Raw genomic sequence first — 23,824 nt, forward strand, 5'->3', positions numbered from 1 at the left:
TAGTGTTTTTTTACATTCCATCGACTACTAGGGAGCCTCTGAATAACTCCTTGCATGCTCAGCGTGGCCTGAAGGGTTCAGCTGTTGTGTTTTGTCGCGACGGACAGGGTGGTTCCCTTTCCTAGCGTCAAAGCGCAGCAGATGTGCCCTTCAGGCCGCGCCCTCCGGGTCTTCCTGGCTGGCCCGCACTCGTTGTTGCGCTTTTTCGACAGGCAACCAGCATGCCATCAAAAGCGCGCCTAGATTGCGAGCCAGCCTGAAAGACTGAGCATGCAAGGAGTTATTCAGAGGCTTCCTGGATCGTGACACAGGCGATGTCACCGCAACATCATCGTTATGTCTCTTTATGCAGTAGGGAATTCGGGCGATGAAAGCCGGTGTGAGTAATAGGAAAGGCAGGGTTGATTGGGAAGCGTCGAGCAAGGATCAGAGACAAAAAAGCCGCACCCGAAGGTGCGGCTTTTAGGTTGGCAAGGCTGCCGGGAGAGAGGTTATTTCAGCTCCTTGGAGCTTAGCCCCAGTACCCGACGGGCGATGACCAGTTGCTGAATTTGCTGGGTGCCTTCGAAGATATCCAGAATCTTCGAGTCGCGGGCCCATTTTTCCAGCAGTTCGTCTTCGGTGTAGCCGATGCTGCCGGCCAGTTCCACGCAGCGCAGAGTGATCTGATTCCCCACGCGTCCGGCCTTGGCCTTGCAGATGGAGGCTTCCAGGGTATTGGCCTTCTTGTTGTCAGCCATCCAGGCGGCTTTCACCGCCAGCCAGTAAGCCGCTTCCCAGTCCGCTTCCATCCGGTAGATTTCGGCTTCCACCGCGGAGCAGTTGTCTACTGGCTTGCCGTAATCATAGGTCATGCTGTCCTTCAGCAATTCCTTGATGCGCTCCAGTGACGCCTTGGCACAGCCGATGGCCATGGCAGCGACCAATGGACGGGTGTTGTCGAACGTCTCCATGACCCCGGCAAAGCCCTTCTTGGTATCCACTTCCGGGCTGCCTAGCAGGTTTTCCGCCGGCACACGACAGTCGATGAAGTTGATGGCGGCGGTGTCGGAAGCGCGAATGCCGAGCTTTTTCTCCAGACGCGCCAGCTCCATGCCCGGGGTGCCCCAATCCACGACAAAGGATTTGATGGCTGCACGGCCCAGTTTTGGATCCAGTGACGCCCACACCACCACAGAGTCGGCGCGGGACCCGGAGGTCACATAGATCTTCTCGCCGTTCAGCACATAGTGATCACCATCTTTTTTGGCGGTGGCACGAATGGCCGCAGAATCGGAGCCGCAGCTGGGTTCGGTGATGGCCATGGCGGCCCACTTGCCCTTGAAGCGCTCCAGCTGCTCGTCGTTGGCCACCGCAGCGATAGCCGCATTGCCCAGGCCCTGGCGGGGCATGGCCAACAGGAAGCCGGTATCGCCGTAGCACATTTCCATGGCACCCAGGCAAACGCCCATATTAGCGCCATTTTTTATGCTGCCGTCGTCCTGCACCTTGCCGCTACCGGTGGTGGCAGCGCCGGCGGAGTTGGCCGGGTCACCTTCGTTGAAGCCATCCAATACCGACGCCAGCATATCCAGCTCTTTCGGATATTCGTGCTCGCCACGGTCGTACTTGCGCGAGATCGGGCGGAGGGTGCTCTGGGCCACCTGATAAGCGTTGTTGATCAGGGGTTTGAACTTCTTGGGAATTTCGATATTCATGGTTGTCTCCCTCCTTACAGGTGCAGGCCGCCAAAGGCGACACCGATGGCACGCAGATCCCGGTACCAGCGCTCCACCGGGTATTCATGGGTGAAGCCGTGACCGCCCAGCAATTGCACGCCGTCGGTGCCGATCTTCATGGCCTTGTCCTTGACCAGGGTGCGCGCCAAATGCGCTTCACGCTGGAAGGACTTGCCCTGCTCGGCACGGCTGGCCGCGCGGTAGGTGAGCATGCGCATGGAATCCAGCTCGATGGCGATATCGGCAATCATGAACGCCACTGCCTGGCGGTAACTGATCGGCTCGCCAAAGGCGGTGCGCTCGTTGCAGTAAGGCACCACATAGTCGAGCACGGATTGGCAGGTACCGATGGCCAGGGCACACCAGGCCAGGGTGCCCAGGTCCACAAAGGCGCGGTAATCGAAATCACCGTTACCCAGGCGGTTTTCCACCGGCACGCGCACATTGTCCAGTTTCAATGGACGCTGGCCGCTGGCGCGGATACCCATGGAGGGATCATCGCCTGCTACCAGGCCGTCGCTGCCACCTTCGACGATGAACACGGCCGGGCCGTCATCGGCCTGGGCGGCCACCAGAAAAATTTCTGCTTCGGCGGCCAGCGGTACCAGAGATTTTTCCCCGTTGAGGACATAGCTTTCACCGTCCTTGCGGGCGGTAGTCTTGAGTGCCATGGGGTCGAACAGCGGATAGGGTTCGCACACAGCGATGGTGGCCTTGGGCGGGCTTTCTTCCGCGAAGGTGCTCAGGTACTTGTCCTGTTGTTGCGCGGTGCCCCACTGGGTGAGGGCATTGGCAACGCCCATGGGGGCAAGGATGGCTACCGCCTGCCCCATGTCACCGTGGGCCAGATCTTCGGCAACCAGCATGCTGGTTACGGTGGAACGTTCGCTGGCAGCGCCGCCGAGAGCTTCCGGCACGGCAAAATAGTTGAGCCCCAGTTCCAGCGCCTGGGCAATCACCTCGTCGCTGGTCTTCTGGGTGGCATCCGCTTCTTCGGCCTGATCACGCAACACATCGCGGGCAAAAGACTGCACGCTGTCACGGATCATCTGCTGCTCGTCGGTGACGCTCAGATCGAAAAGGTCGCGGGTGTGGCCCGGTGCGTTCAGCCGTTCCGGTTTGTTGCCGGGGTTGCTTGACTTGAAAGTGCGGGCAGTGGTGGTGAGCACCTGAAAGCCGCTTTTGGTGAGCGTGTAGGCAAGCCGTTCCACGGTCTTGCGCATGCCGATCTTGTCCAGCACTTCCGAGCTGGCCAGACGGTTAAGCGCGGTCAGCGCATAACCAACTGCATCTTTTGCCATGAGAGTTCGCCTCGTTGTTGTGTCTATTTGCACTCGATTATGGACCGGAGAGGCTCAGTCACATTGACCAGTGTGACCGATGGGTCGGGCCAAGTGGCAACCGGGAGGCGCTGTAGACCTAGCCACAGCGGGCAGGAAAGGGTAGAGGCGGGCGGCTACGAGCTACGTAGCTACGCTGGTTTGATAGGGAAAGGTTAGAAAGTTCCCAAGACCTCGGCATTTCTACGAAGCCGCTGTAGGAACGTAGCGCAGCGGAGTAACGCACGTAGTTCCGTGCGGCCCGAAGGGTGAGCGAAGCGAATAATACCTCTCGAGGTGCGAACCGCGCTTGCGCGGAAATCGACTGCAGGGCGATCAGGACTGTCAGTGCTCGACAGGTCTTGCCAGAAAGAATGGCGCACAGACCTTCGCTCTCCTCCGCCTCGCGACGCTCGGTTCGCACCTCAAGCGGTGCTCCTACACCTGCCTTCGCGGGCAGGGGGCTATTCGATTAGCACGGCCCGGCCCGCGTTGCAGCTTGTAGCGTGAGGCTTGCCGCTGCCCTCAAAGATTCTCGTAACGATTCATATCCAGAACCGCTGCCTCGCTGGGCTCGTGCTCTTCCAGATAGCGGGTCAGGTCGTGGAAGTAGGTCCAGAACTGCGGATGGGTACGGCGGATGCCGAAGCGGGAAGCCAGTGCAGTGAAATCCTTTTCTTTCTTCACCGCCTGCATGGCAGCCACGAAGTCATCCACCTCATCGGCCTGCACGTTGAACATGAAGTTGGGGTAGCTGGCCAGTACGCCGGGGTAGATCGTCAGGGTGTCCAGCGGTGGCTGGTAGCGCAGGGATTCCCCCAACATGAAGGCCACATTGGTGTGGGCCCGATTGCGAATCAGGGTATAGATTTCCCGCTCGCCGTTTTCATTCTCCACCCGCAGCATGGTGACCTCGGGCATGAAGTGTACGGCTTGCAGATCCTGCGCCTGGGTAGAGGCAATACCGACCAGAGTGGTTTCCGGCTCTTTTAACCAGTCGGCAATATCATTGCGGTGACAGTCTTCCCCATCACAACGATTGATCGGGTCCGGGCGGGCGTTGATGGCGGCAAAACGTTTCAGTAGGCCATCGTTGAATTCATTGACCGGGGTATTGGTTTGATACTGGATGCCGGTGGGGTGTGTGGTATCCACCGACGCATAGCTCACATACAGGCGCAGTTTGCCGGTGTTCTGGTACCAGTTTTCCACCACTGGCTTGCGAAGCTCGCGGGGGAAGTAACGCAGGGTGTTCTGCTCCGCGCCATTACGAATCAGGTCGAAGTAGAGACGGGTCTGGGCCTGGTGAGAGACGGAACCAAACACATTGAAGTTTACCACCAGGTTGTAATAGCTACGCTCAAACAACGGATAATCCATCACCCAGGTGGTCAGTGGCAGGTCGCCGATCAAGCCTTTTCGTACCGATGAATTATCATGGTGACGAAAGATGGTCAGCAGGGCGTTGCGGTTTTTGCCGTCGCCGTCCCAGAGACTTTCCCAGGCCGGGCCCTGAGGGTCTTTTTCCCCGTAGGCCTGGTGCCGGGCTTTGAGATATTGATTGCGATTGCCGCTGTATTTGAGCCACTGGGGACCAAGTGCCAGAAGCTCCTCATCCTGACCGGGAAGACCGAGTAATCCACTCACCTTGGCGCGGTAATTATCATCGGTGATATAGAGGTCATGGTCCGGGTCCTGGAACACCGCCCAGAAGTGGTCGCGTATCACATCGGTGGCTATCTGGCCCCGACAAACCGGCCCGCGGATAAAGGTGCGGACAAAGTATTCCGCCTCATCCAGCATGAACTGGTATCGGGCTCGTGCCGGAATGTCCGCAAAGGTCTGAAAGGGGTTGGCGCGTTGTTCGTAACTGTACCCCGGTAGTGTTTCCACTTCCCAGTCGCCGGCAAAAAACTGCTCCCGGGTACGGGCCAGCTTTTTGTCGTTCAGCGCAAAGGTGATGTGGGTTTTGTGTGCCAGGCTGCCGCGAACCGGCACCAGCCGGTACCAGAAGTGCTCGGGAGGCATGTCGTTGGGGCGCAAGCTGTCCAGCGGTTTCAGGGGCTCGCCCGGCGGAGTGCTGGAGCGATACAAGGTGAAGAAATGATCCGGTTTGTCTCCACTGTTATCGTCGAAATACAGGTGGGCGAGAAACAGGTGTTCGAACAGCCAGCGGGCCACCAGTTGGTGGCGATTGTCTGGCTGGTTAAGCATTTTTTCCCAGGCCTGGATTTGTCGTTGCTCGTCTTCCGACAGATCAAAGGTCTGGTAAGACAGCGGGGCGCCCTGCTTGAGCCACTGGCTTACGGTGGTGAATTCCTGATCGGTGAGGCCGGTGACGGCCAGGGGCATGCCGCCCATGGGATGCTTGTCGGCGTAGTCGGCAAATTCCTCCGGTTTGGGGCAGGCATTGACTCGCTGCAATCCCAGAGTGATGTCATCCGGTAATTTTTCGTTGTCGGCAAAACGATGTTTCCTGCCCAGCTCAAGCATGTTGTAGAGCAGTGATGATTGCATGCCGTCGGTGCTGTCGATGACGGAAAAGAAATCCTTTTCTCGCCATTGGGCGGTGGTCAGCGCGTCCTGAAACAGCCGGGTAGGCGCCACGGATTCGGTGCGGGCAGCGTTGTAGACCTTATCTTTACTGGCGCCACGATCCAGTCCCTCGGGGGCTTCCAGTTTCAGCTGGCAGGGGGCGTCGTAGCAGCCGTGGCAGGCCAGGCATTTGTTTTCAAAAATGGGCTGGACGTCGGTCTGATAACTGAGGGAGCGCTCGGCAGCGACAACAACAGGGAGGAACAGGAACAAAACACTGAGCAGGGGCAATTGGACACGATATTGTTGCAGCAAGAGCATTTCACTGTCTCCCTGTGAATTTGAATCAGTCTAGCTGTGCCTGCCTGAAGTGGCTACGGTTGTGTCTCCGGGTGGGGGTAAACCTTGTAAAAGGAGGGGTGTCGCGCGCTCTCAGAACATGGGGACCATGGTGGCGGCCCAGCCAATCAACACAGCGATCACAGCGGCGGCGGTGAGTTGATGCCGCAACTGGCGGTACCAGCCAGGCAAGGCTTCGGTAAAAACCATCTGCTCTGTGCCCCAGACAAACACCAATCCCGCCGCCAGCATAGGCAGAGAGAATTCCAGCGGTAACAGCAGCGCAAACCAGCCCAGCACCGCCGGCATGATGCCAAACAACAGGGTGGGGAACTGGTTACCACGATCAAACTGGTTTAGTGCTCGCCCCCAGTGAACCGCACCCAGGAAGGCAATAATGATGGCGGCATAGGCGGCCACACCTTGCAAGGCCCACTCTCGACAGGTATCCAGCCAGGCCAGCAGCGCCAGGCCGTAAAAGGGAATCAGCCCGCCATAGGCAAGCCAGCGAGCGCGGCGGATATTGTTGTCGGTATGAGAGCCCAAGGCGGTCATCCATGACGTGAGGAATTGATACCATTATCTTGCTGCTGGAGTGAAGGTCAGGACAAGGTTATTCAGAAGCTCCCTGATCCCAGGGGCGGGCAGTCAGGTGTTTGGGCAGGTACAGGGGATGAGCGGGCTCCCCGGAACCGTTGAGGCGAATGCAATGCATGGCCGGCAATTGGGCCGATACGGCACTGGCTCGCTCCATGTAGCGACCATGGTTGCCCCAGGCGGCAACGACCCGATCTGCCTGTCGTGCCAGTTTGCGCAGCCATTGGTCGTTTTTCGGGCCCACCGGATCATCTGCGGCAAATAAATCGCTGGGATAAGTGGCCCGGTAGGCAAACAGGTTGGCCACGCACAGGCCGGAGTAGCCCCAGTCCCGGGCGAAGCCCATGCAGCGGCGAATGGTGGGGTCATCCTGGCGATGATCGGCGGTGGACGGGTTCAGCCCGATCAACAGCAGAAAGTCATCGCCCGGCCCCCAGTGCCGCCACAGGGCATAGCGGTATTGGCGGCAACGGGAGAAATTGGCGCTGCGTAGCAGGGAGGGGGCGGACTTTGTCATGGCTGGGTATTGTAGGCATCTGCCATGATATGGCCAGCGTCCAATGGGAGTGGATAATGGAATTTCGTGATGTGATTCGGGCACGCCATAGTGTGCGTGCCTTTACCGATCAGCCGGTCAGTAATGATCAGTTGCAAGCGTTGCTTGAGGCGGCCACGACGGCACCGAGCTGGTCTAACACCCAGCCCTATCAGATCGCCATTGCCCGCGGCGGAGTACTGGAAAGCCTGCGTGAGGAGTTGCCGCCTCGCTTTGACAAACTGGCGGCGCTGCAGAAGGCACCAATGTTGAAAAAGGCCCTGGCCTGGCTGCGCAAGGACGGCATCCCCGATGGTGACTTCCGTCCGGTGGTTAACTACCCGGAGGATCTGCAGCCGCGCCGGGTTGCCACCGGCCATGGTCTGTATCAACTGCTGGATATTGGCCGTCAGGATAAACAGGCTCGTCATGAGCAGATGCGCGATAACTTCCGTTTCTTTAACGCTCCGGTGGCCCTGTTTGTGTTCATTCACGAAGGGCTGGGTATTTACAGCGCGCTGGATGCGGGGATTTTTCTGCAGAACTTTATGCTGGCGGCAACCGATGCCGGCCTCGGCACCTGTGCCCAGGGGGCGTTGGGCCTGTGGCGTTCGCCGCTGGAGCAGCATTTTCACCTGCCGAACCAATACAAGCTGCTGTGCGGGGTGTCGCTGGGTTATGAAGCTGACACCCGGGTCAATCAGTTTCGCCCTGAGCGTCAACCGCTCAGCGAGTTGCTGATCAAGGAAAAGTAGCGGTCAGCGCGCGGTGAAAATGCGCAGGATGGGAAAGCGGTGATAGCCGAAAAAAACCATCTTGCGCTGCTGCTCGCCGGCGGCGAAGGAGCCCTCCAGGCCGGTAGGATGGCGCCGTTCGCCATTGGCGAATTCTGCCACCAGGTAATTATCCTGCAGGATGCGTTTGCCGCCGTCGCTGTTCTCCAGAGTCACCAGGGCCCAGCGTTCACCACTGTCGCTGCTGAGCGTGTTGGCTTCCCGTATTCGAAAGCTGCTGGCACTGGGCTGCAGCGGGCTGTTCCGGTCAAAGCGGGCGTCACCATCGATCTGCACCGGTGTGTCGAAACGCAGCACGGTGTTGTTGTCGGCCCGCGCAACCGTGCTGGCGGCGGTGAGCAAAAGGCCCAGTAACACTGCCTTACTGATCTGCAACACCCTGCCGGGCCAGATCGCGTGTATGGGTAAGCAGGCTGGCATCGCCAATATCTCCATGGCCGGGTACTACAATGCTGGCAGCGCCATAGCGGGCCAGTACGTTTTCCATGGCAACGGGCCAATGGTTGGCGTCTGAGCCTTCCACATAGCCGATAGCCGTGGCCGAGCCTCCCTTCACTGCACACCCTCCGATCAATACCTCATCGCGGGCATACCAGACCAGGATGTTGTCAGGGCTGTGCGCCGGGCCCGGGTAATAGAGTTCCAGATTAGCGAACTTGATCCGTGATTGCTCCGTGAAAGCCTCGAGGGTCCGGAGTAGGGGAATGTCCGGATCGTAGAAGGTGTCGGGATCGTTGCGGGCAATGGTCAGGGTGGCCGGGTGGGCCCAGGCGGGAATGCCGCGGTCCGCCAGCGTCTGGGCGCCGCCCATGCGATCGTCATGGGAGTGAGTGAGGATGGCCAGATCCGGTGCCTTGCCAAACTGCTGTTCCATCCAGTCCAGTAACCGCGCTGTGGGTGCCTCGCCCCAGGCGGTATCGATCAGGGTGAGGGTGTCGTCTTCGATGATGATCAGCCCGTTGGAGGGGTAGCGCTTACCCTGAATCACTTCCCAGGAGCGATGTACCCAGGTGTGTTCGGTCAGTGGGTAAACCTGCAGATCATCACTGAGACGGATTTCATCCGCCTGCAGAGGCAGGCTGATAAACAGTAACAGGGCAAGGACGATACGCATCATGAATCTCCTGATCAGGAAACCCATGGTACGACGGTTTACGATCGACCGTGTGACACGCTTGGCAGTGGGGAAGGATTTTCCATTTCCGTAGGGTGCAGTGCGCCTCAGGCTCAGTGCACCCTGCGGGGATTCAAGATTGCCTCGCCTTAATGAATCTCGATGGTCTTGCTGCCTTGCCCATGGTGTTCATGGCGAGGAATGGTTAAAGACAGCACGCCGTTGTGAAACACCGCCTCCATGGCCTCGCCGTCCGCGTCTACAGGCAGATTGAGTATGCGCCGGAATTGTCCGAAGCGCCGCTCACTGTAGTGGTAACCATCCCGCTCGGAGCTCTGTGCTTCCTGCTTCTGACCTGCAATGGTCAGGGCGTCATGGTTCAGGGTGATGTGCAGATCCTGTTTTTCCACACCGGGGAGTTCGGCGGTGATCAGGTAGTGATCATCGCGCTCAAGAATATCCAGATTAGGGCGGAACGGGATGCTGGGCTCCGCGTGTGGTGCCGGGGTAGTCCAGGCCATATCGCCCAGCATCTGCTCAAACCAGTTATCGAACTCTCGCTCCCAGCGCAGTAGCGGATGCCGTGGTTGTCGCTGGGGCAGGGGGCGTTCGCGGCTGCTTTCCTGGCTCAGCCAGTTCCAGGGAGTCATTTTGTGCATATCCATGGCTTTCTCTCCTTTGATACCGGAAATTGCCTTTCCCCTTCTTTGTGAGGCAAGCGAACGCCGCTTTCAATGGTTTATTGATGAATATTTGAGCGACTTAATGCGGGCTGCCCTTGTAATGCCTGGCCGTTGGTGCCACAGATAAGGTGACTGAAGACAAAAAAGGAGAGCGAAATGTCCGATCATCATGTCTACAAGAAAGTGGAACTGGTGGGCTCATCCAAGACCAGTATCGAGGACGCCATCAATAACGCCCTGGCCACCGCCAGTGAAAGCCTGAAAATGATGGAATGGTTTGAAGTCACTGAAACCCGCGGCCATATCGTGGATGGCAAAGTGGGGCACTATCAGGTGGGTGTGAAGGTGGGCTTCCGGATTTCCGGGTCTTGATCAACTGAAAGCTACAAGCTACAAAAAAACCGCACCCTTTCGGGCGCGGTTTTTTTGTTTTGCAGCTAGAAGCTAGGGGCTAGCGGCTAGCGGCTAGTCGCTTATACCGCTTCCAGATCCAGGGAACGCTGGCAGACCCGCGCAGTGCGGATCACGTGGAGCTGACGGGGAGACAGGTCTTCCGGCAGATCTACGGTGCTGTGGTCCTGGTGAATCTTGATCGGTCCGATCAGACGGCTGGGCAGTTTGGCTTCGTTGGCGATGGCACCGACGATGTTGCCCGGCTTGACGCCATGGTCATGACCGACCTGGATGCGGTAGCTGCGCATGACCTTGTCGCTCTTACCCTTGTTGCCACGGGAAGGACGATCGTCACGACGGCCGCCTGCCGCGTGGGCCGGTTCACGACGAGAACGTGTTTCCTTGACCATTTTCGGTTCTTTCAGGATCAGCGGTTCACGTTTGAACATCATCACAGCAAGGGCCGTCGCCATGTCGTTATCGCTGACTTCCATGCTGTCGCGCAGCTGGTTGACCAGTGCGCGGGTTTCGTCCTGGCTGTTGCCTTCCAGCAAGGCTGTCAGTTGCTCCTGGAAGCGGGCAATGCGCTTGGCGTTCAGGTCGTCCACAGACGGCAGGGTCATCTTTTCGATGGCCTGGCGAGTGGTGCGTTCGATCTGACGCAGTACGTGCTGCTCACGGCGGGAAACGAACAGAATCGCGTCGCCTTCGCGGCCAGCACGACCGGTACGGCCGATACGGTGTACGTAGGCTTCCGGGTCGCCGGGCATGTCGTAGTTGATCACGTGGGTGATGCGAGCCACGTCCAGACCACGAGCCACCACATCGGTGGCGATCAGCAGATCGAAGCGCTTGTCCTTGAGGCGCTGGACGGTTTTTTCACGCTGTTGCTGCGGGATGTCGCCATTCAGGGCTTCAGCACGCAGGTTACGGCGGTTCAACTGTTCAGCCAGTTCCAGGGTGGCCTGCTTGGTGCGCACGAAAACGATGATGGCATCGTGTTCTTCGGCTTCCAGAATACGGCACAGGGCATCCAGTTTATTCAGCCCGGCCACCGGCCAGTAGCGCTGACGGATGCTGGTGCCGGCGGTGGCGCCGACGCCATTGTCGATGCGTACCAGCTTGGGGTTCTTCAGGTGCTGATCGGCAACCTTGCGAATCACCGGTGGCATGGTGGCCGAGAACAGGGCCAGCTGGCAGTCGTCCGGAGTACGTTCGAGTACCCATTTGACGTCATCAATGAAGCCCATGCGAAGCATTTCATCGGCTTCGTCGAGCACCATTGCCTGCAGGTTGTTCAGGTTCAGGGAGCCACGTTCGATGTGGTCCATGACGCGTCCAGGGGTACCTACAATCACCTGGGCGCCGTCACGCAGGCCTTTCAGCTGCGTACGATATTCACCGCCGCCATAAATCGGCAGTACCTTGAGTCCTTTGATGCCCTGGGCAAACTCTTCACAGGCTTTGGCCACCTGGATAGCGAGTTCACGAGTGGGGGCAAGAATCAGCATTTGTGGTTGACGCAGGGATGCATCCAGCCGTGCCAGCAGTGGCAGGGCGAAAGCGGCGGTTTTACCTGTGCCAGTTTGTGCCTGGCCCAGCAGGTCGTGACCATCGAGCAACAGCGGGATGGCTTGCGCCTGAATCGGCGACGGCTCCTGGAAGCCCTGACGGGCAATCGCAGCGAGCAGAACCTCGGGCAGGCCTAAATCGGCGAACCCGGAACGGGAATCTGACATGTGTTACCTATGAATTGGGAGGAGGGGCCGAGCGAGCGTCGGCGAGGACGCGAAAGTATACGCGTGTTACGCGACTATTGCACGTTTTTTCGCCAATGTGGTAGGTATGCCGCCGCTCCGTCTCCCTGTAGGAGCCATGCTCGCATGGCGAATATCCTCGATGTTGCTGAGGCCTTTCGCCATGGCAAGCATGGTTCCTGCGAACTTTTCAGAGGCTTCCTAGTTCAACGGGTAGGCGGTCCAGCCATCGGTCCAGTTCTGTACGCTGCCGGGGCGCACGGCGCCCAGGTAAGTGGCGGCTTCGTCCCAGAATTCGCCTTGGGGAATGGGGCTGGCGCCATTACGGGCCGGTGAGCGTGAGGTGGGGGCGAAGTCCGGGTGGGAGGCGCTGGTGGCGTCCCGGGTCAGCAGTGGGTCTGTGCCAAACTGGGCGGCCACGGCGCTGCTCTGGAAGTAACGACGTTCGTCGAAGTCACCGTCGTCATTGTTGTCACCGGTTTCAGGGTCAAAGAAGGTCAGCCCGCGGCTGCCGATCCGGTTCACCATCATGCTTTGAAAACTGAGCTCGCCTTGCTGGATGCGCGCCACCGTTTCTGTGCCTTTCAGGTCAATGGTTTCTCCGGAGAAGCCGTCGATGATGATGTTGTGGAAGTGGCCACCGGAGCCGGCCTTGAGGGTCATGGCACGGTGATACTTGTCGTGACTGCGCGGGCTGATCAGCGTCACGTTGTACATGGTCGGTGCGGATAGAGGCCTGGCGTCAGGGTTGCCGGCCTGGTTGTCACCCTCAAAGGCATTGTCACCGGCATCGGCATGCTGCTGAACGGCAAGGAACTGGACCCGACCTCGCCAGCCCATATCCCAGTCCAGGGAATCGTCGCCGGCGCCGGTGATGACGATATGCTGCAAATCCACAGTGCCGCCAAACACTTCGATGCCGTCGTCCAGGGCGCGATGTACCTGCACATGGCGGACAATGGTGCCGTCACCGCAGCCCCCCAGGGTCAGGCCGTTGAGTTCGTTGTTGGCATAGACTTCGAAGCCGGCGAATTCGATGCGGGTGTATTCCATCATGCCGCAGGAGGAGCCTGGATCACTGCCGCCGAAGGCGCCCCGGGCATCGCCATGGGGAACGCCTTCGATCTGGGCGTCAGCCTTGTTGACCGGGGCGCTACCCAGCATCACCACACCGCCCCAGTCACCGGTGGCGCGGGTGCCTTCGGGCTGATGACTGGTAAAGACGATGGGTGCGCTTTCCTGGCCACGGGAAAACAGGATGGCATCGCGGGTAACCACCAGCGCAGAACCGGGGCGGCCTTCAATGCGGGTGCCCGGTTCTATGGTCAGGTTGGCATCGGCTTCCAGGTAGACGATGCCGTCGAGGATCCAGGTGGTGCCGGCATGCCAGGTCTGGTTGCCAAACAGAGAGCCTTTGACCACCTGTTTGCCCGCCACCAGTTGGTGAAGAGGTTGATACGCAAAGTAGCCAATCACGCCGAGCATCATCGCGGCCAGCCCCAGCCAGGCGTACATCCATTGTGACCTTGCGTTTTGCCCGCTACCGGCGGATGCGCTGCCCAGGGTTTCGGTGATATCGGGATTGGTGAGCGGCAGTGAAGCACTGTTTGCTGGCGGGCGTTTATGCAGCAGCATGCCGTCTCGGTTGGCATCCTGCAGTTTCAGGCCCAGGGCGCGGATTTTCCGGTTGTCACTGTTAACCGCCCGGCTAATGACCCCGGCCCGATAGACCGGATCGTTGAGCAGGGTATTGAAATGTACAAAGCGCAGGCTGCTGTCATTTTCCTGGTCAAAGTTCTGCTTCAATTGCCACAGCAATTCCACCAGCTGCGCGCGCGGAGACGATACTGCATCCACCATAAATCCCCCCAATCGGATCAGGCGATATTCGAAGGAGGTAGTGTGTAAAAGAAAGATGACAGGAAGGTGAAAAGAGACGCTACAAGCTATGCCCGTTGGATGAGGAAAGATTGGGAAGTTCCTTGTACTTCGTCATTTCTACGAAGCCGCTGTAGGAGTACCTCTTGAGGTGCGAACCTTGCGGAGCAAGGAAATCGACCGCAGGGCGATCAGGAATGGCAAAGCTCGACAGGTCTCTCCAGACAAAATAGTGTTTTGACGTTGGCCTCTGTTGCCTCGCTACGCTCGGTTCGCACCTCATACTCGCAGAGCACAGAGAGAGGTGCTCCTAGATCAACGACCTTCGCCAAGGTCGGAATCGCGCCGCGAGCGACGCTCCTGCAGAACCTCCCATAAAAAACGCGGGCAGGGCGCTATGTGATTAGCACGGCCCGGCCCGCGTCGCAGCTTGTCGTTTGAGGCTTGCAGCGATTACTCGCCGAGGATCGAGTCAGCCCCTTTCTCGGCAATCATCACTGTCGGCGCATTGGTGTTGCCGCCGATCAGGGTGGGCATGATGGAGGCGTCGATGACGCGCAGGCCTTCCAGGCCGTGGACGCGCAGCTGGCTGTCGACGACTGCCATGTCGTCGCTGCCCATCTTGCAGGTGCCCACCGGGTGGTAGATGTTGTCGCACTTCTGACGCAGGAAGTTACGGATGTCTTCGTCGCTTTCCACATCATTGCCTGGGAAGATTTCATCACCCCGCCAGTCGGTGAGGGCATCCTGGGACATGATCTTGCGCATGGCCTTGACGCCACGGACCATCCCTTCCATGTCATCCGGGTGCTCCAGGAAGCGCGGATCGATCAGCGCCGGGGAGCGTGGGTTGGCATCACGCAGGGTGATGTTGCCCCGGCTCTTGGGACGCAGAATGCAGACGTGACCCGAGTAGCCGTAGCCCATGCTGAACAGCAGGTTGAGGCCGTGGTTATCCAGTTTGGCGGCGGTCAGGTGCAACTGCAGATCGGGAATCTCTTGCTCCGGCCCGGATTTGATAAAGCCCCCGGCTTCCGCCACGTTGGAGGTGAGCTGCCCGGTACGACGGTAGAAGAAGTCGATAAAGCCTTTCAGGCCGGTAGTGAGCAGGGCTCCAGGCGCCAGGCTCAGGGTGTCCTTGCGAAGGCTCTTGTGAACCACCAAGGCATCCGGGTGGTCCTGCAGATTTTCGCCCACGCCGGGCAGGTCGTGAACCAGGGGAATATTGTGTTCAGCCAGTTCCGCTGCCGGACCCACGCCGGAAAGCTTGAGAATCTGTGGCGAGTTGATGGCGCCGCCGGAGAGGATGACTTCGTTGTCGGCCTTCAGAGTGCGGATCTGACCCTTGTGCTCCACTTCCACGCCGATGGCTCGTTTGCCATCGAACAGTACCCGATTGACCAGGGCGTCGGTCATGACGGTCAGGTTGGGCCGGTCCATGACCGGGTGCAGATAGGCTCGGGAGACGCCACAACGCTCACCGTCCTTCTGGTTCACCTTGTACATGCCCATGCCTTCCTGGACATCGTTGTTGAAGTCGTCGGTGGCGGGGTGTCCGGCTTGAACGCCTGCTTCGATAAAGGCACGGCTGACAGGGTGGGTGAAACGCAGGTCGGCGATGTTCAGCTTGCCATGGGTGCCGTGGAATTCACTTTCTCCGGGCTCATAGTGCTCGCAGCGTTTGAACACTGGCAGAACATCGTCGAAGCTCCAGCCTTCATTACCCAGTGAAGCCCAGTGGTCATAATCCCACTTGTGGCCGCGGGTGTAGCACATGGCATTGACTGCCGAGGAACCGCCCAGGGTCTTGCCTCGGGGAATGTAAATCTGGCGATTGTTCAGGGCTTTTTGCGGTACGGTGTAATAACGCCAGTTTCGCGCATTGGAGCGCATCATCAGGATGATGCCGGCGGGAATGCGGATAAACAGGCTGTTGTCTGCCGGGCCAGCTTCCAGCAAGCAGACACGGTTGTTGGGGTTTTCGGAAAGACGATTGGCAAGTACGCAGCCAGCAGAACCGGCGCCGACAATAATGTAATCAAACTGCATGATGTCTGCCTTGAGCTTGGTTGAGACAGGAAAATCCGGTGAAAGCTCCCCCTCAACAGGAGGAGTAAATATCCGTAAACAGGATGTCTATTCTAGGAAACGCGGCCATGAAAACGAGACCTGTTTGTGACCCGTTGGTCCAATGTATACCAGTGCTGCTGTTTTTGTCTTTGGCTCTGTTGCCTGTCAGGGCGGTTTCGGCGGTGCCGGAAGGCTGGCGGGAAGTGGTTTTCGAGGGCAGGACCGACTATCGCCTGGAAGCCGGTTGCTGGCAAAGCCGAGCCCAGGGGGCGGCGTCCGGCCTGGCCAGGGAAAGCACGGTGGATATAACCCGCACCCCCTATCTGCATTGGCAGTGGCGTGCTGACCAGATCGCGGACTGGCCAGAGGTCGATGAGCAGATCAAGGCCGGGGACGATTTCCAGGCCCGGGTCTATGTGGTGAAGAAGGGCTGGCTGCCCTGGCAGACCCGGGCGATCAACTATGTCTGGTCCCGGCAAGCGGCGCCGGGCACGTACTGGCCCAACCCTTTTGCCTCCCAGGCGGTGATGGTGGTGGTGCAGGGGCCGGGCGGTGCCGGCCCCTGGCAATCGTTTGCTCGAAATGTACGCGAGGATTTCCGTCGCTTTCATGACATGGACGTGGACAGCGTGGATGCGGTGGCGATCATGACCGACGGAGATAACACGGGAGCAACGGTGACCAGTTGCTACCGATTGCCTGAATTTCGCGCCACCCCTTCATAGTGGCAGTTGCAGTGCCGATGCTGCCCTGTTTATTATTTGTTCAATCCGGTATTTGTGATCAGGCGGTTGCGGCTGCTTGATCAGAGATAACCGGGCAAAGGCACCACTATTGTGTGGACCCTATCCAGGAGGCAGTCGTTACGCCTGCTTCAGACCCCACAGTCTGTTTGCGGCTCTGTCTTCTTTTCCCGCTGTCGCAGAATCGTCACTGGTTTACGAGATCCTGTTCCGCGCCTCGGCATCGAGCCGTACCAGGAAGGCTGTGCCTATTGGAGGCGCAGCAATGATCGTGAGGTAGCCCATGAGTGAACGCATTCTGCGTCTCGATAAAACCGGCACTCCCGTGGAATGGCTGGACTGGCAGGTGGCTGCCACTCTTTATGCGCGCGGGCTGGTCACCTGGACGCTGGGGGATGTGATCTACCGTCTGCGGGGTGGCACCTGTCGGTTTTCCGGGGAGCGTTCCAGCCTGTCCCTGCATTCCATCATTGCCTGCGATGGTGTTGCCAACCCTCACAAGCGCCCGGCACCGCCATTGACCAACCGGGCTCTTTTCCGCCGTGACCAGCATATGTGTCTCTATTGTGGCAAGCCTTTCCCGGAACACGTCCTGACCCGTGACCATATTGTCCCCACCTCGAAAGGGGGCCGGGATCGCTGGTCCAATGTGGTATCTGCCTGCCGACGCTGTAACCAGCGCAAAGGCAACCGGCGCCTGGAAGAGATCGAGATGGATCTATTGGCGCTGCCCTATGTGCCAAACATGGCCGAATACCTGGCCTTGATAAACAGTCATCGTATTCGCGGGGACCAGATGGCGTTTTTGCGCAGCCAGTTTGGTAAAAATAGTCGGCTTTTGTGAGGTGGGGGGATTTTACACAAATGCCCTTTTGTTGTATTTGAGTTGCATGATGTTTCTCTCATTATTCACGCTGCCTTGAATGGGTATATAAGATAATTTGGTTTTATGTAAGTTGGGGAATTCATTGATTCGTTCTTGTCTGGCGATTCTGTTTGTATTGATAGGGGCATCCGCTGGCGCAGAGCCACGCTCTGAGCAAGCCACCGCGTTTTATTACGGCCCTGACATCCCTTGGCACACCCTCTCTATCTATGATTTTCCTGTTGTTGAGCCGGATCAAGCCAGTGGCGTGCCCGATGAGCTTCGCGAGCAGCGCTTCTATGCCTATGTCAGCTTGGGTGAAGTCCTGGCATCTCGCCCGTATTTTGCAAACCTGAAACCTGAGTGGCTTCTGGGGGAAAATCCGGATTGGGGCTCCCACATTTTCGACCTGTCTTCCCCAGGGTTGCGAAATTTTCTCCTCAAGCAGGTCATTGCGCCGCTCTGGCAGCAAGGGTACCGGGGCTTTTTCTTCGATACCCTGGATAGCTACCAGCTAGTCGCCAAGACACCTGAGCAGCGGGAGCAACAGCGGCAAGGGTTAGCGACGTTGATCAACCAGATCTCCCAGCGTTACCCCCAGGCACGTTTTATTTTCAATCGCGGCTTTGAACTGATGCCGCTGGTTGAGGCGCCGGTGGATGCCATCGCGGCGGAGTCACTTTACCAGCGCTGGGAGGCAGGCAAGCAGCGTTATGCGCCGGTTCCCGAGGAAGACCGCCAGTGGTTGCTCAATCAGTTTGCCACTATGCGTGACCAGTACCAGGTCGATACCATTGCCATTGACTACGCGCCGCCTGCTGAGCGTGAGCAAGCCCGAGAGCTTGCCAGGAAAATTGCGGGTCACGGTGTGATTCCCTGGATCACCAATCCGGAGCTGGACATGCTCGGGCTGGGCGTGCGCGAGGTGCTGCCCCGGCAAGTGTTATTGGTTCATGGTGGCAGCAATGAGCGATTCTGGGAGCTTTCCGATGCGGTGCGTTATGGGCTGATGCCACTGCAGTTCCAGGGGCTGGTTCCTGATATCCGTGCCATCAATTCCACCATGCCAGCTGGCACACTGCAGGGACGATACGCCGGTATTGTCGTGTGGCTGGAAGAGGAAGAGCTGGCCGATGCGGATTTTGAGGCCTGGCTGGTGGAACAAAAAGATGCGGGCGTTCCCATTGCCATGCTGGGTTACCCGGCGGTGGACCCGGTGGGGCCCAATGCGCAGACTTTCGGTTTCGAGGGTCGGCCTACACCCTTGTCACCGCCGACGGTTACCCGTCAGCATGAGGCCATGGGGTTTGAGCTGGCACTGCCCAAACTGATAGAGCTGTCGTCGCCATTGCACAATTCGTCCGCCCAGCCCTGGCTGGAATTGCGCGCCGGGGAACATACCTACACGCCAGCGGCGACGACCCCCTGGGGTGGTTATGTCTTCCAGCCCTTCATGATCCGTTCGATATTGCCCGGTGAGAAAGGTGAAGGACTGGATCGCTGGGTGGTCAATCCGCTCACCTTCATTCGCGAGGCATTACAGCTACCGGTCATGCCGATTCCGGATGTGACGACAGAAAATGGTCGGCGCTTGCTCTTCGCGCATATGGATGGTGATGGTTTTCCCAGCCTGGCCGAGGTGAAGGGTTATCAGGGGCAAACCGATGCCCGGGTATTGCTGGAGGAAGTGCTTAAACGTTTTGATGTGCCCACTACCATCTCGGTGATCGAGGGCGAAGTGGCGCCTTATGGCCTCTACCCGAAAATGTCCGCCGAGCTGGAGCAGATCGCCCGGGAAATGTTCGCCTTGCCTCAAGTGGAAGCGGCTACCCACACCTATTCGCATCCTTTTTTCTGGTACGACGCCCAGCAAATGCCAGGGGAGCTGTATGGCCCCGAAGGGCAATTGCGCCTGCCTATCCCCGATTACCAGATGGACCCGGTGCGTGAAGTGGTCGGTTCGGCACAGTACATCAACAACAACCTGCTGGCCGGGGGCAAGCGCACCGAAATGGTGTTGTGGAGCGGGGATACCCTGCCCACTCCTGAAGCGCTGGCTGCGGCACGCCGGGGCAACCTGCTGAATATGAACGGCAGCGATACCATCATCACCCACAGTGCACCCACCTGGACCCTGATCAAGGGAATCGGCCTGCCCAAGGGTGACGAATACCAGGTGTATGCGCCCAACCAGAACGAAAACATTTATACCAATGAGTGGAGTGGCCCTTTCTACGGTTTTGAGCGGGTGCTCGAGACTTTCGAACTGACGGAAAGCCCCTATCGCTTCAAGCCGGTGAACATCTATTACCACACCTACATTGCCAGCAAGACGGCAGCTCTGGAATCCTTGCTAAGGGTCTATCGCTGGGCGCAGTCGCAACCGCTTCATCCGGTATTTGCGTCTGACTATGCCCGCAAGGTGCTGGATTTCAACACTATGGTGATCGCCCGGGATAATGATGGTTGGAGGGTAAAAGGCAATGGCGAACTGCGCACCCTGCGATTACCTGAGGCGCTGCCGCTACCGGCCCTGACCAATAATACCCATGGGGTCGCCGGCTACCGGGAAGACGGTCCCGGCCGCTACCTGCATTTGTCCGGTGCTGCCGCTCACTGGCAGTCCGGTTCGAACTCGTTGCCTTACCTGCAACAGGCCAATGGCCGCCTGACTACATTTGCTCGCAATGACGATGGCATGCAATTTTCTCTGGCAGGACACACCAACCTGGAATTTGCCATCGGCAATGCCGATGGTTGCTCGCTTAACCATAACGATGAACCACTGAAACCAGTGCGCCGGGACGGAACCCTCTATCACTACAGGAGTGCGAAGCATGAGCTCGAAGAGCTATGGCTACACTGTTCGCACTGAGCGATTACGGGTTCTTGGCCCCACAGAGTTGTTCGCTTGTCTGTTGTTGATCCTGGTGGTCTGTTGGCTGGCATTTCCCCGGGACTTGGCCGTCACGTTGCGCAATGCGCGCCTGGATGCGGTGACCTTGAGTTACATGCAGGCCTGGCTGAAAGCTAAGCCGGATGATCATGAGCTGCGTTTGTTGATGGCCCGGGAATTGATTGTTCTGGGGCGATTTGACGAAGCTGATGTGCAACTGGACCGAGTAGAAGCCGCCGATGCGGGTTACCAGTCGGAGGTTCGCTGGCTGAGATTGCAGTGGGATTTCAAGCGGCTGATGGCCATGGATCCGGAGCTGCGTGGGTCTTCCCGATTGCAGGCTGAGACCCTGGCAAGTGTGCGCAGCCAGGACTGGTCGACATTGACTACTGACCAGCGCCGGGAACTGGCGGAAATGGCTCTGGGGCTCGGGGAGGTGCAACAGACCGTGCGCTATTATCGGCTGCTTGCCACTGAGGCCGAGCGGCCCGGCGAATGGTATGAAAAAGCCGGACGGGTTCTGTTAGGGCAGGGTAACTACCTGTCGTCGGGGCTAGCTTATGGGGAAGCCATGGAGGCGTCTGCTGACGCGACCGTTCGCAAGCAGTATTTTCTCGAGGCGCTGGCTTCCCTGGAAGCCGGCAGTTTGCATGACGTGGCTTTGCGCTTTGCGTCCCGCTACGAACACCTCTATTTCCAGGACAAGGCTGTGTTGTACCGCCTTATGCGCCTGGCCCAGGCCGGTGGAAACCTGGCCCAGGCCCAGCGCTATGCAGTGCGGTTGTTGCGTCTCAGTGGCCGTGGGGAGCAGCGATGAAGCGGTTGCTTCTCACTCTGGTATTACCTTTGCCATTCCTGTCTGGCGTTGTTCTGGCCCAAGCGCCGGAGCCCTATGTGGAGAGCTACTACGACCATAGCTATGAGGTTTTTGTGGCGGCGGGCAATCTGGGACGGGCTCGTCAAGTGGTGGACAATGCTCTCTACTGGCGCCCCGAAGATATTCGCTGGTTGCTGAGGCTGGCGCAGATCGCCGACTGGCAGGGAGATAGCAGTACTGCCCTGAAAGCCTGGTGGGAAGTAGCGGAAAACACTGACGATCCGCAGGCCTGGCAGCAGGTTCGGCAGCGGGCGCCGCTGGCCTACGACCACCAATTGACGTTGCGGGTTTACAAGGAATTGCTGGAAGTGTCCCCCCGGGACCGTGATCTGCTGGCTACCATCGCCAGCCAATATGAGTTGCTCGGCACACCGGATGAAGGCCTGGTGTTCCTGGCTGACTGGCATCGGCGCTATCCGGGCCAGGCTGTGCTGTGGGAAATGCAGCGTCTGGCCTGGAATCAAAGCGATAGAAAGCAAGCCGCTCGCTATTCGCGGCAGTACATGAATCGCTATGGCCCGGAGCGGGATATGGCATTGCAAGTCTCCCGCTACCATTGGCTTGAGGGTCAGCGTGAGACGGCTTATTCCGATTTGCGCAGTGATGCCGAAAACCTGCCCTATGATCCTGACCTGACACGCCGTTTGGCGGTTATGGCCAGTGAGCTGGGACAGTGGCAGCCGGCCATGAGTCATTACCAGACATTGCTGGAGCAGGGTGACGACACCCTGCCGGATCTGTACCAGTACATTACCCTGGCCCGTTATTACGATCGCGACAGAGTCGTGGCGCTGATGGAGCGGGCCTGGCAGCGCAATGGGGATCAGGCTTTTGCCATGGGCGCCCTCTATCAGATGCAGGATGCCGGTCGCTGGCAGGCCATCGATGATTTTCTGCACCAGCTTAGTGACGCCCAGCGCGCGCAATTGCATCAGGATCCGGCGTTTCTGCGTTTTTACGCCAACCTGCTTTTACGCAAGGGCGAGATGGAAAGGGCGGCGCAGTGGTTACAGCGGGCGCTGGAATTGGCTCCCGGTGACCGGGAAACCCGTATCGCCTGGTTATGGCTGCTGGTCGCCAGTGGTGATGATGTTCAGCTGGCCCAGACCCTTGCCGCCTGGGAAGCCGGCATCCGTCTGGATCGGCGTTACTGGGAAGTGCTGGCCGCCGCTCATATGGCGCTGGGTCATGCCGAGCAGGCGGTCCGTTACGAGAGCCGTCTGCTGCAAACCGCCCCCGACGACTGGGAGCGACAATGGCAGTATGCCCAGGCGCTGATTGCGGCAGGGCGTGATGGTCAGGCCTGGCCGGTGCTGCGCAGTTTGCATCAACGATTGCCGTTCCCGGTCAGTAACGACAAGCAGACCCTGTATCGCGATATGCGTCTGGCGCTCAGCCAGCGGTTTGAGGGTGGAGATGGTTCGCTGCAACTGGCGCAACAGATTCGCCAGCAGCAAGGTGATGACGAAGCCCGTTCAGAATGGCTGGCCCAGTGGGCGCTGGGGCATAGCGAGCCGGAACTGGCCCGTGCCTGGTACCTGCGCAAGCAGCAGGCTGCCGGCGCCCTGCATGCCGGGTCGGCACTGGCCTATGCCATGCTCAATAATGACCGGGATGCCGTGGCGCAGATTCGTGAGCGTTATGCCGGTCAATTGACGCTGTCCGAGCAACTGGGAAGCCAGGTGGAACTGGGCGAGGAACGGCGCGCCACCGCGACGCTAATGGCCATGCAGTCCGGCTCTCCGGAACTGGCTGGCGCCAACAATCAGCAGGAATCCCTGTTGTTGCCCAGTGCTCGCTCCAGCGCACTGGCGGTGGAACAGCGCCGTCTGGGTGCCTTGCAAATGACTGACTGGGCATTTACCCAGAGTCAGCCATTCAGTGACTACAGCACCTTTTCCGCACGCTACCGGCAACGGGAGTTTGGCAGTAATGATCGTACCCAGCTTGATGTGGATGAAGCGGAGCAATGGCTGACCCTGGAGTGGCAATACCAGCGTGAGCGCTATCGTTACCGTTTTTCGCTGGGCCAGCGACAACTGTTGGATAACAGCGAAACCACCGCGGATCTGGAGGTGGGGGGCAACTGGCACTCCGACTGGTCTGCGAGCTGGCGTTACCAGTGGCGGATGCCGGCGGATGAAACCTCATTGTTGCTGTTGGGCGGGTCGCGCACCGGCAGCCAGTTCCAGCTCAATTGGTCGCCCCAGTCTACCTGGCAGAGCAGTGTGGATTGGGCGGATTATCAGTATCGGGATCTCAACGACCAGACCCTGGGGGATGGCAGTATCGTCAATCTGCAAAGCACCTGGCGTCCCTGGTTGTCCCGTTTCTCGCCGGGGTTGCGCCTGCGACATACCCGCGCAGACTTTACCGAAACGGGTAACAGCATGGCGGAGGTTCGGACCTTGCTGCCGCCCGGGTCAGACACTGGTCCCTTGCCGCAGGATTACAATGAATCCGGAGCGTCCTTGTTACTCGGCATGCCGGATGTGCATATCCGGCCGCATCGCCTGCAGGGATGGGGTGAGGTGGGATATGTGAATAACAGCATTTCCGGTGACGGTTTTATCGGCCGGTTAGGTCTGGCCGGCCCGCTGCTTGGTCGGGATGCCTGGCAGCTGTCACTGGAGCGGCAACTGAACACCGGTGGTAACGATGAAGATAGCTACCGTGCTGAACTGCAATACAGGATTTACTACTAGGAGCAT

Annotated in this window: 18 protein-coding genes; 7 read left to right on the forward strand and 11 right to left on the reverse strand. The window is 58.7% G+C overall.

The features are described 5' to 3' along the window. Positions 1 to 491: 491 nt before the first annotated feature. The 5 genes from B3Q33_RS00785 to B3Q33_RS00805 form a co-directional block, all read right to left on the reverse strand. Entirely contained in the window at positions 492 to 1,697 is a 1,206-nt protein-coding gene (locus B3Q33_RS00785; RefSeq protein WP_273009021.1) for an acyl-CoA dehydrogenase family protein, read from the reverse strand. A 14-nt stretch (positions 1,698 to 1,711) separates the two neighbouring features. Continuing rightward, the gene (locus tag B3Q33_RS00790) at positions 1,712 to 3,019 is read right to left on the reverse strand and encodes an acyl-CoA dehydrogenase family protein (protein WP_035247760.1); all 1,308 of its coding nucleotides are present in this window, start codon (positions 3,017 to 3,019) and stop codon (positions 1,712 to 1,714) included. A gap of 543 nt (positions 3,020 to 3,562) precedes the next feature. Further along, entirely contained in the window at positions 3,563 to 5,893 is a 2,331-nt protein-coding gene (locus B3Q33_RS00795) for a fatty acid cis/trans isomerase (protein ID WP_272962363.1), read from the reverse strand. Between the two features lie 111 nt (positions 5,894 to 6,004). After that, positions 6,005 to 6,457 (reverse strand): DUF3429 domain-containing protein, encoded by a 453-nt coding sequence (locus B3Q33_RS00800; protein WP_272962364.1) that lies wholly within the window; start codon positions 6,455 to 6,457, stop codon positions 6,005 to 6,007. Positions 6,458 to 6,524: 67 nt separating this feature from the next. Next, positions 6,525 to 7,025, reverse strand: coding sequence for a DUF1643 domain-containing protein (locus tag B3Q33_RS00805; protein WP_272962365.1), 501 nt, complete (start codon positions 7,023 to 7,025; stop codon positions 6,525 to 6,527). A gap of 56 nt (positions 7,026 to 7,081) precedes the next feature. On the opposite strand from B3Q33_RS00805, the gene B3Q33_RS00810 reads away from it, so the two are divergent. Next, a complete protein-coding gene (locus tag B3Q33_RS00810; protein WP_035247755.1) occupies positions 7,082 to 7,798 on the forward strand; it encodes a nitroreductase in 717 nt (238 codons plus the stop codon). A gap of 3 nt (positions 7,799 to 7,801) precedes the next feature. On the opposite strand, the gene B3Q33_RS00815 is transcribed toward B3Q33_RS00810, so the two are convergent. The 3 genes from B3Q33_RS00815 to B3Q33_RS00825 all read right to left on the reverse strand — a co-directional run bounded on the left by B3Q33_RS00815 (position 7,802) and on the right by B3Q33_RS00825 (position 9,616). Then, positions 7,802 to 8,215 carry a hypothetical protein gene (locus B3Q33_RS00815; RefSeq protein ID WP_272962366.1) on the reverse strand — a complete coding sequence of 138 codons (414 nt, stop codon included), beginning with the start codon at positions 8,213 to 8,215 and terminating at the stop codon, positions 7,802 to 7,804. Continuing rightward, positions 8,199 to 8,954: a subclass B1 metallo-beta-lactamase gene (bla, locus tag B3Q33_RS00820; protein ID WP_272962367.1), complete on the reverse strand. Its 756-nt coding sequence runs from the start codon at positions 8,952 to 8,954 to the stop codon at positions 8,199 to 8,201. Before bla ends, B3Q33_RS00815 begins: the two co-directional genes overlap by 17 nt. A 146-nt stretch (positions 8,955 to 9,100) precedes the next feature. After that, positions 9,101 to 9,616 carry an Hsp20/alpha crystallin family protein gene (locus B3Q33_RS00825; RefSeq protein ID WP_272962368.1) on the reverse strand — a complete coding sequence of 172 codons (516 nt, stop codon included), beginning with the start codon at positions 9,614 to 9,616 and terminating at the stop codon, positions 9,101 to 9,103. 174 nt (positions 9,617 to 9,790) lie between these two features. On the opposite strand from B3Q33_RS00825, the gene B3Q33_RS00830 reads away from it, so the two are divergent. After that, complete coding sequence (locus B3Q33_RS00830; RefSeq protein ID WP_035247750.1) at positions 9,791 to 10,006, forward strand: dodecin; 216 nt, start codon at positions 9,791 to 9,793, stop codon at positions 10,004 to 10,006. A gap of 101 nt (positions 10,007 to 10,107) precedes the next feature. On the opposite strand, the gene B3Q33_RS00835 is transcribed toward B3Q33_RS00830, so the two are convergent. From B3Q33_RS00835 to B3Q33_RS00845, 3 genes are all read right to left on the reverse strand, one after another. Continuing rightward, on the reverse strand, positions 10,108 to 11,766 hold the full coding sequence (locus B3Q33_RS00835) for a DEAD/DEAH box helicase (RefSeq protein ID WP_035247748.1): 1,659 nt from the start codon (positions 11,764 to 11,766) through the stop codon (positions 10,108 to 10,110). A gap of 219 nt (positions 11,767 to 11,985) precedes the next feature. Then, the gene (locus B3Q33_RS00840; protein ID WP_273009023.1) at positions 11,986 to 13,644 is read right to left on the reverse strand and encodes a hypothetical protein; all 1,659 of its coding nucleotides are present in this window, start codon (positions 13,642 to 13,644) and stop codon (positions 11,986 to 11,988) included. A 471-nt stretch (positions 13,645 to 14,115) separates the two neighbouring features. Beyond that, a complete protein-coding gene (locus B3Q33_RS00845; protein WP_272962370.1) occupies positions 14,116 to 15,711 on the reverse strand; it encodes a GMC family oxidoreductase in 1,596 nt (531 codons plus the stop codon). A 107-nt stretch (positions 15,712 to 15,818) separates the two neighbouring features. Here B3Q33_RS00845 and B3Q33_RS00850 point away from each other — a divergent pair, with 107 nt between their 5' ends. The 5 genes from B3Q33_RS00850 (at position 15,819) to B3Q33_RS00870 (ending at position 23,818) form a co-directional block, all read left to right on the forward strand. Then, positions 15,819 to 16,457, forward strand: a complete 639-nt coding sequence (locus B3Q33_RS00850; protein WP_272962371.1) for a DUF3047 domain-containing protein — start codon at positions 15,819 to 15,821, stop codon at positions 16,455 to 16,457. A 301-nt stretch (positions 16,458 to 16,758) separates the two neighbouring features. After that, positions 16,759 to 17,319 (forward strand): HNH endonuclease, encoded by a 561-nt coding sequence (locus B3Q33_RS00855; protein WP_272962372.1) that lies wholly within the window; start codon positions 16,759 to 16,761, stop codon positions 17,317 to 17,319. Positions 17,320 to 17,443: 124 nt separating this feature from the next. Further along, a complete protein-coding gene (locus B3Q33_RS00860) occupies positions 17,444 to 20,215 on the forward strand; it encodes a bifunctional glycoside hydrolase 114/ polysaccharide deacetylase family protein (protein WP_272962373.1) in 2,772 nt (923 codons plus the stop codon). Continuing rightward, on the forward strand, positions 20,178 to 21,053 hold the full coding sequence (locus B3Q33_RS00865) for a tetratricopeptide repeat protein (protein ID WP_035247737.1): 876 nt from the start codon (positions 20,178 to 20,180) through the stop codon (positions 21,051 to 21,053). The genes B3Q33_RS00860 and B3Q33_RS00865 overlap by 38 nt, the downstream gene beginning before the upstream one ends. Next, complete coding sequence (locus B3Q33_RS00870; RefSeq protein ID WP_272962374.1) at positions 21,050 to 23,818, forward strand: tetratricopeptide repeat protein; 2,769 nt, start codon at positions 21,050 to 21,052, stop codon at positions 23,816 to 23,818. Before B3Q33_RS00865 ends, B3Q33_RS00870 begins: the two co-directional genes overlap by 4 nt. Positions 23,819 to 23,824: the final 6 nt, after the last annotated feature.

It is taken from the genome of Alcanivorax sp. UBA3183 (genome assembly GCF_002364155.1).
GTDB classification, from domain to species: Bacteria; Pseudomonadota; Gammaproteobacteria; order Pseudomonadales; family Alcanivoracaceae; genus Alcanivorax; species Alcanivorax jadensis.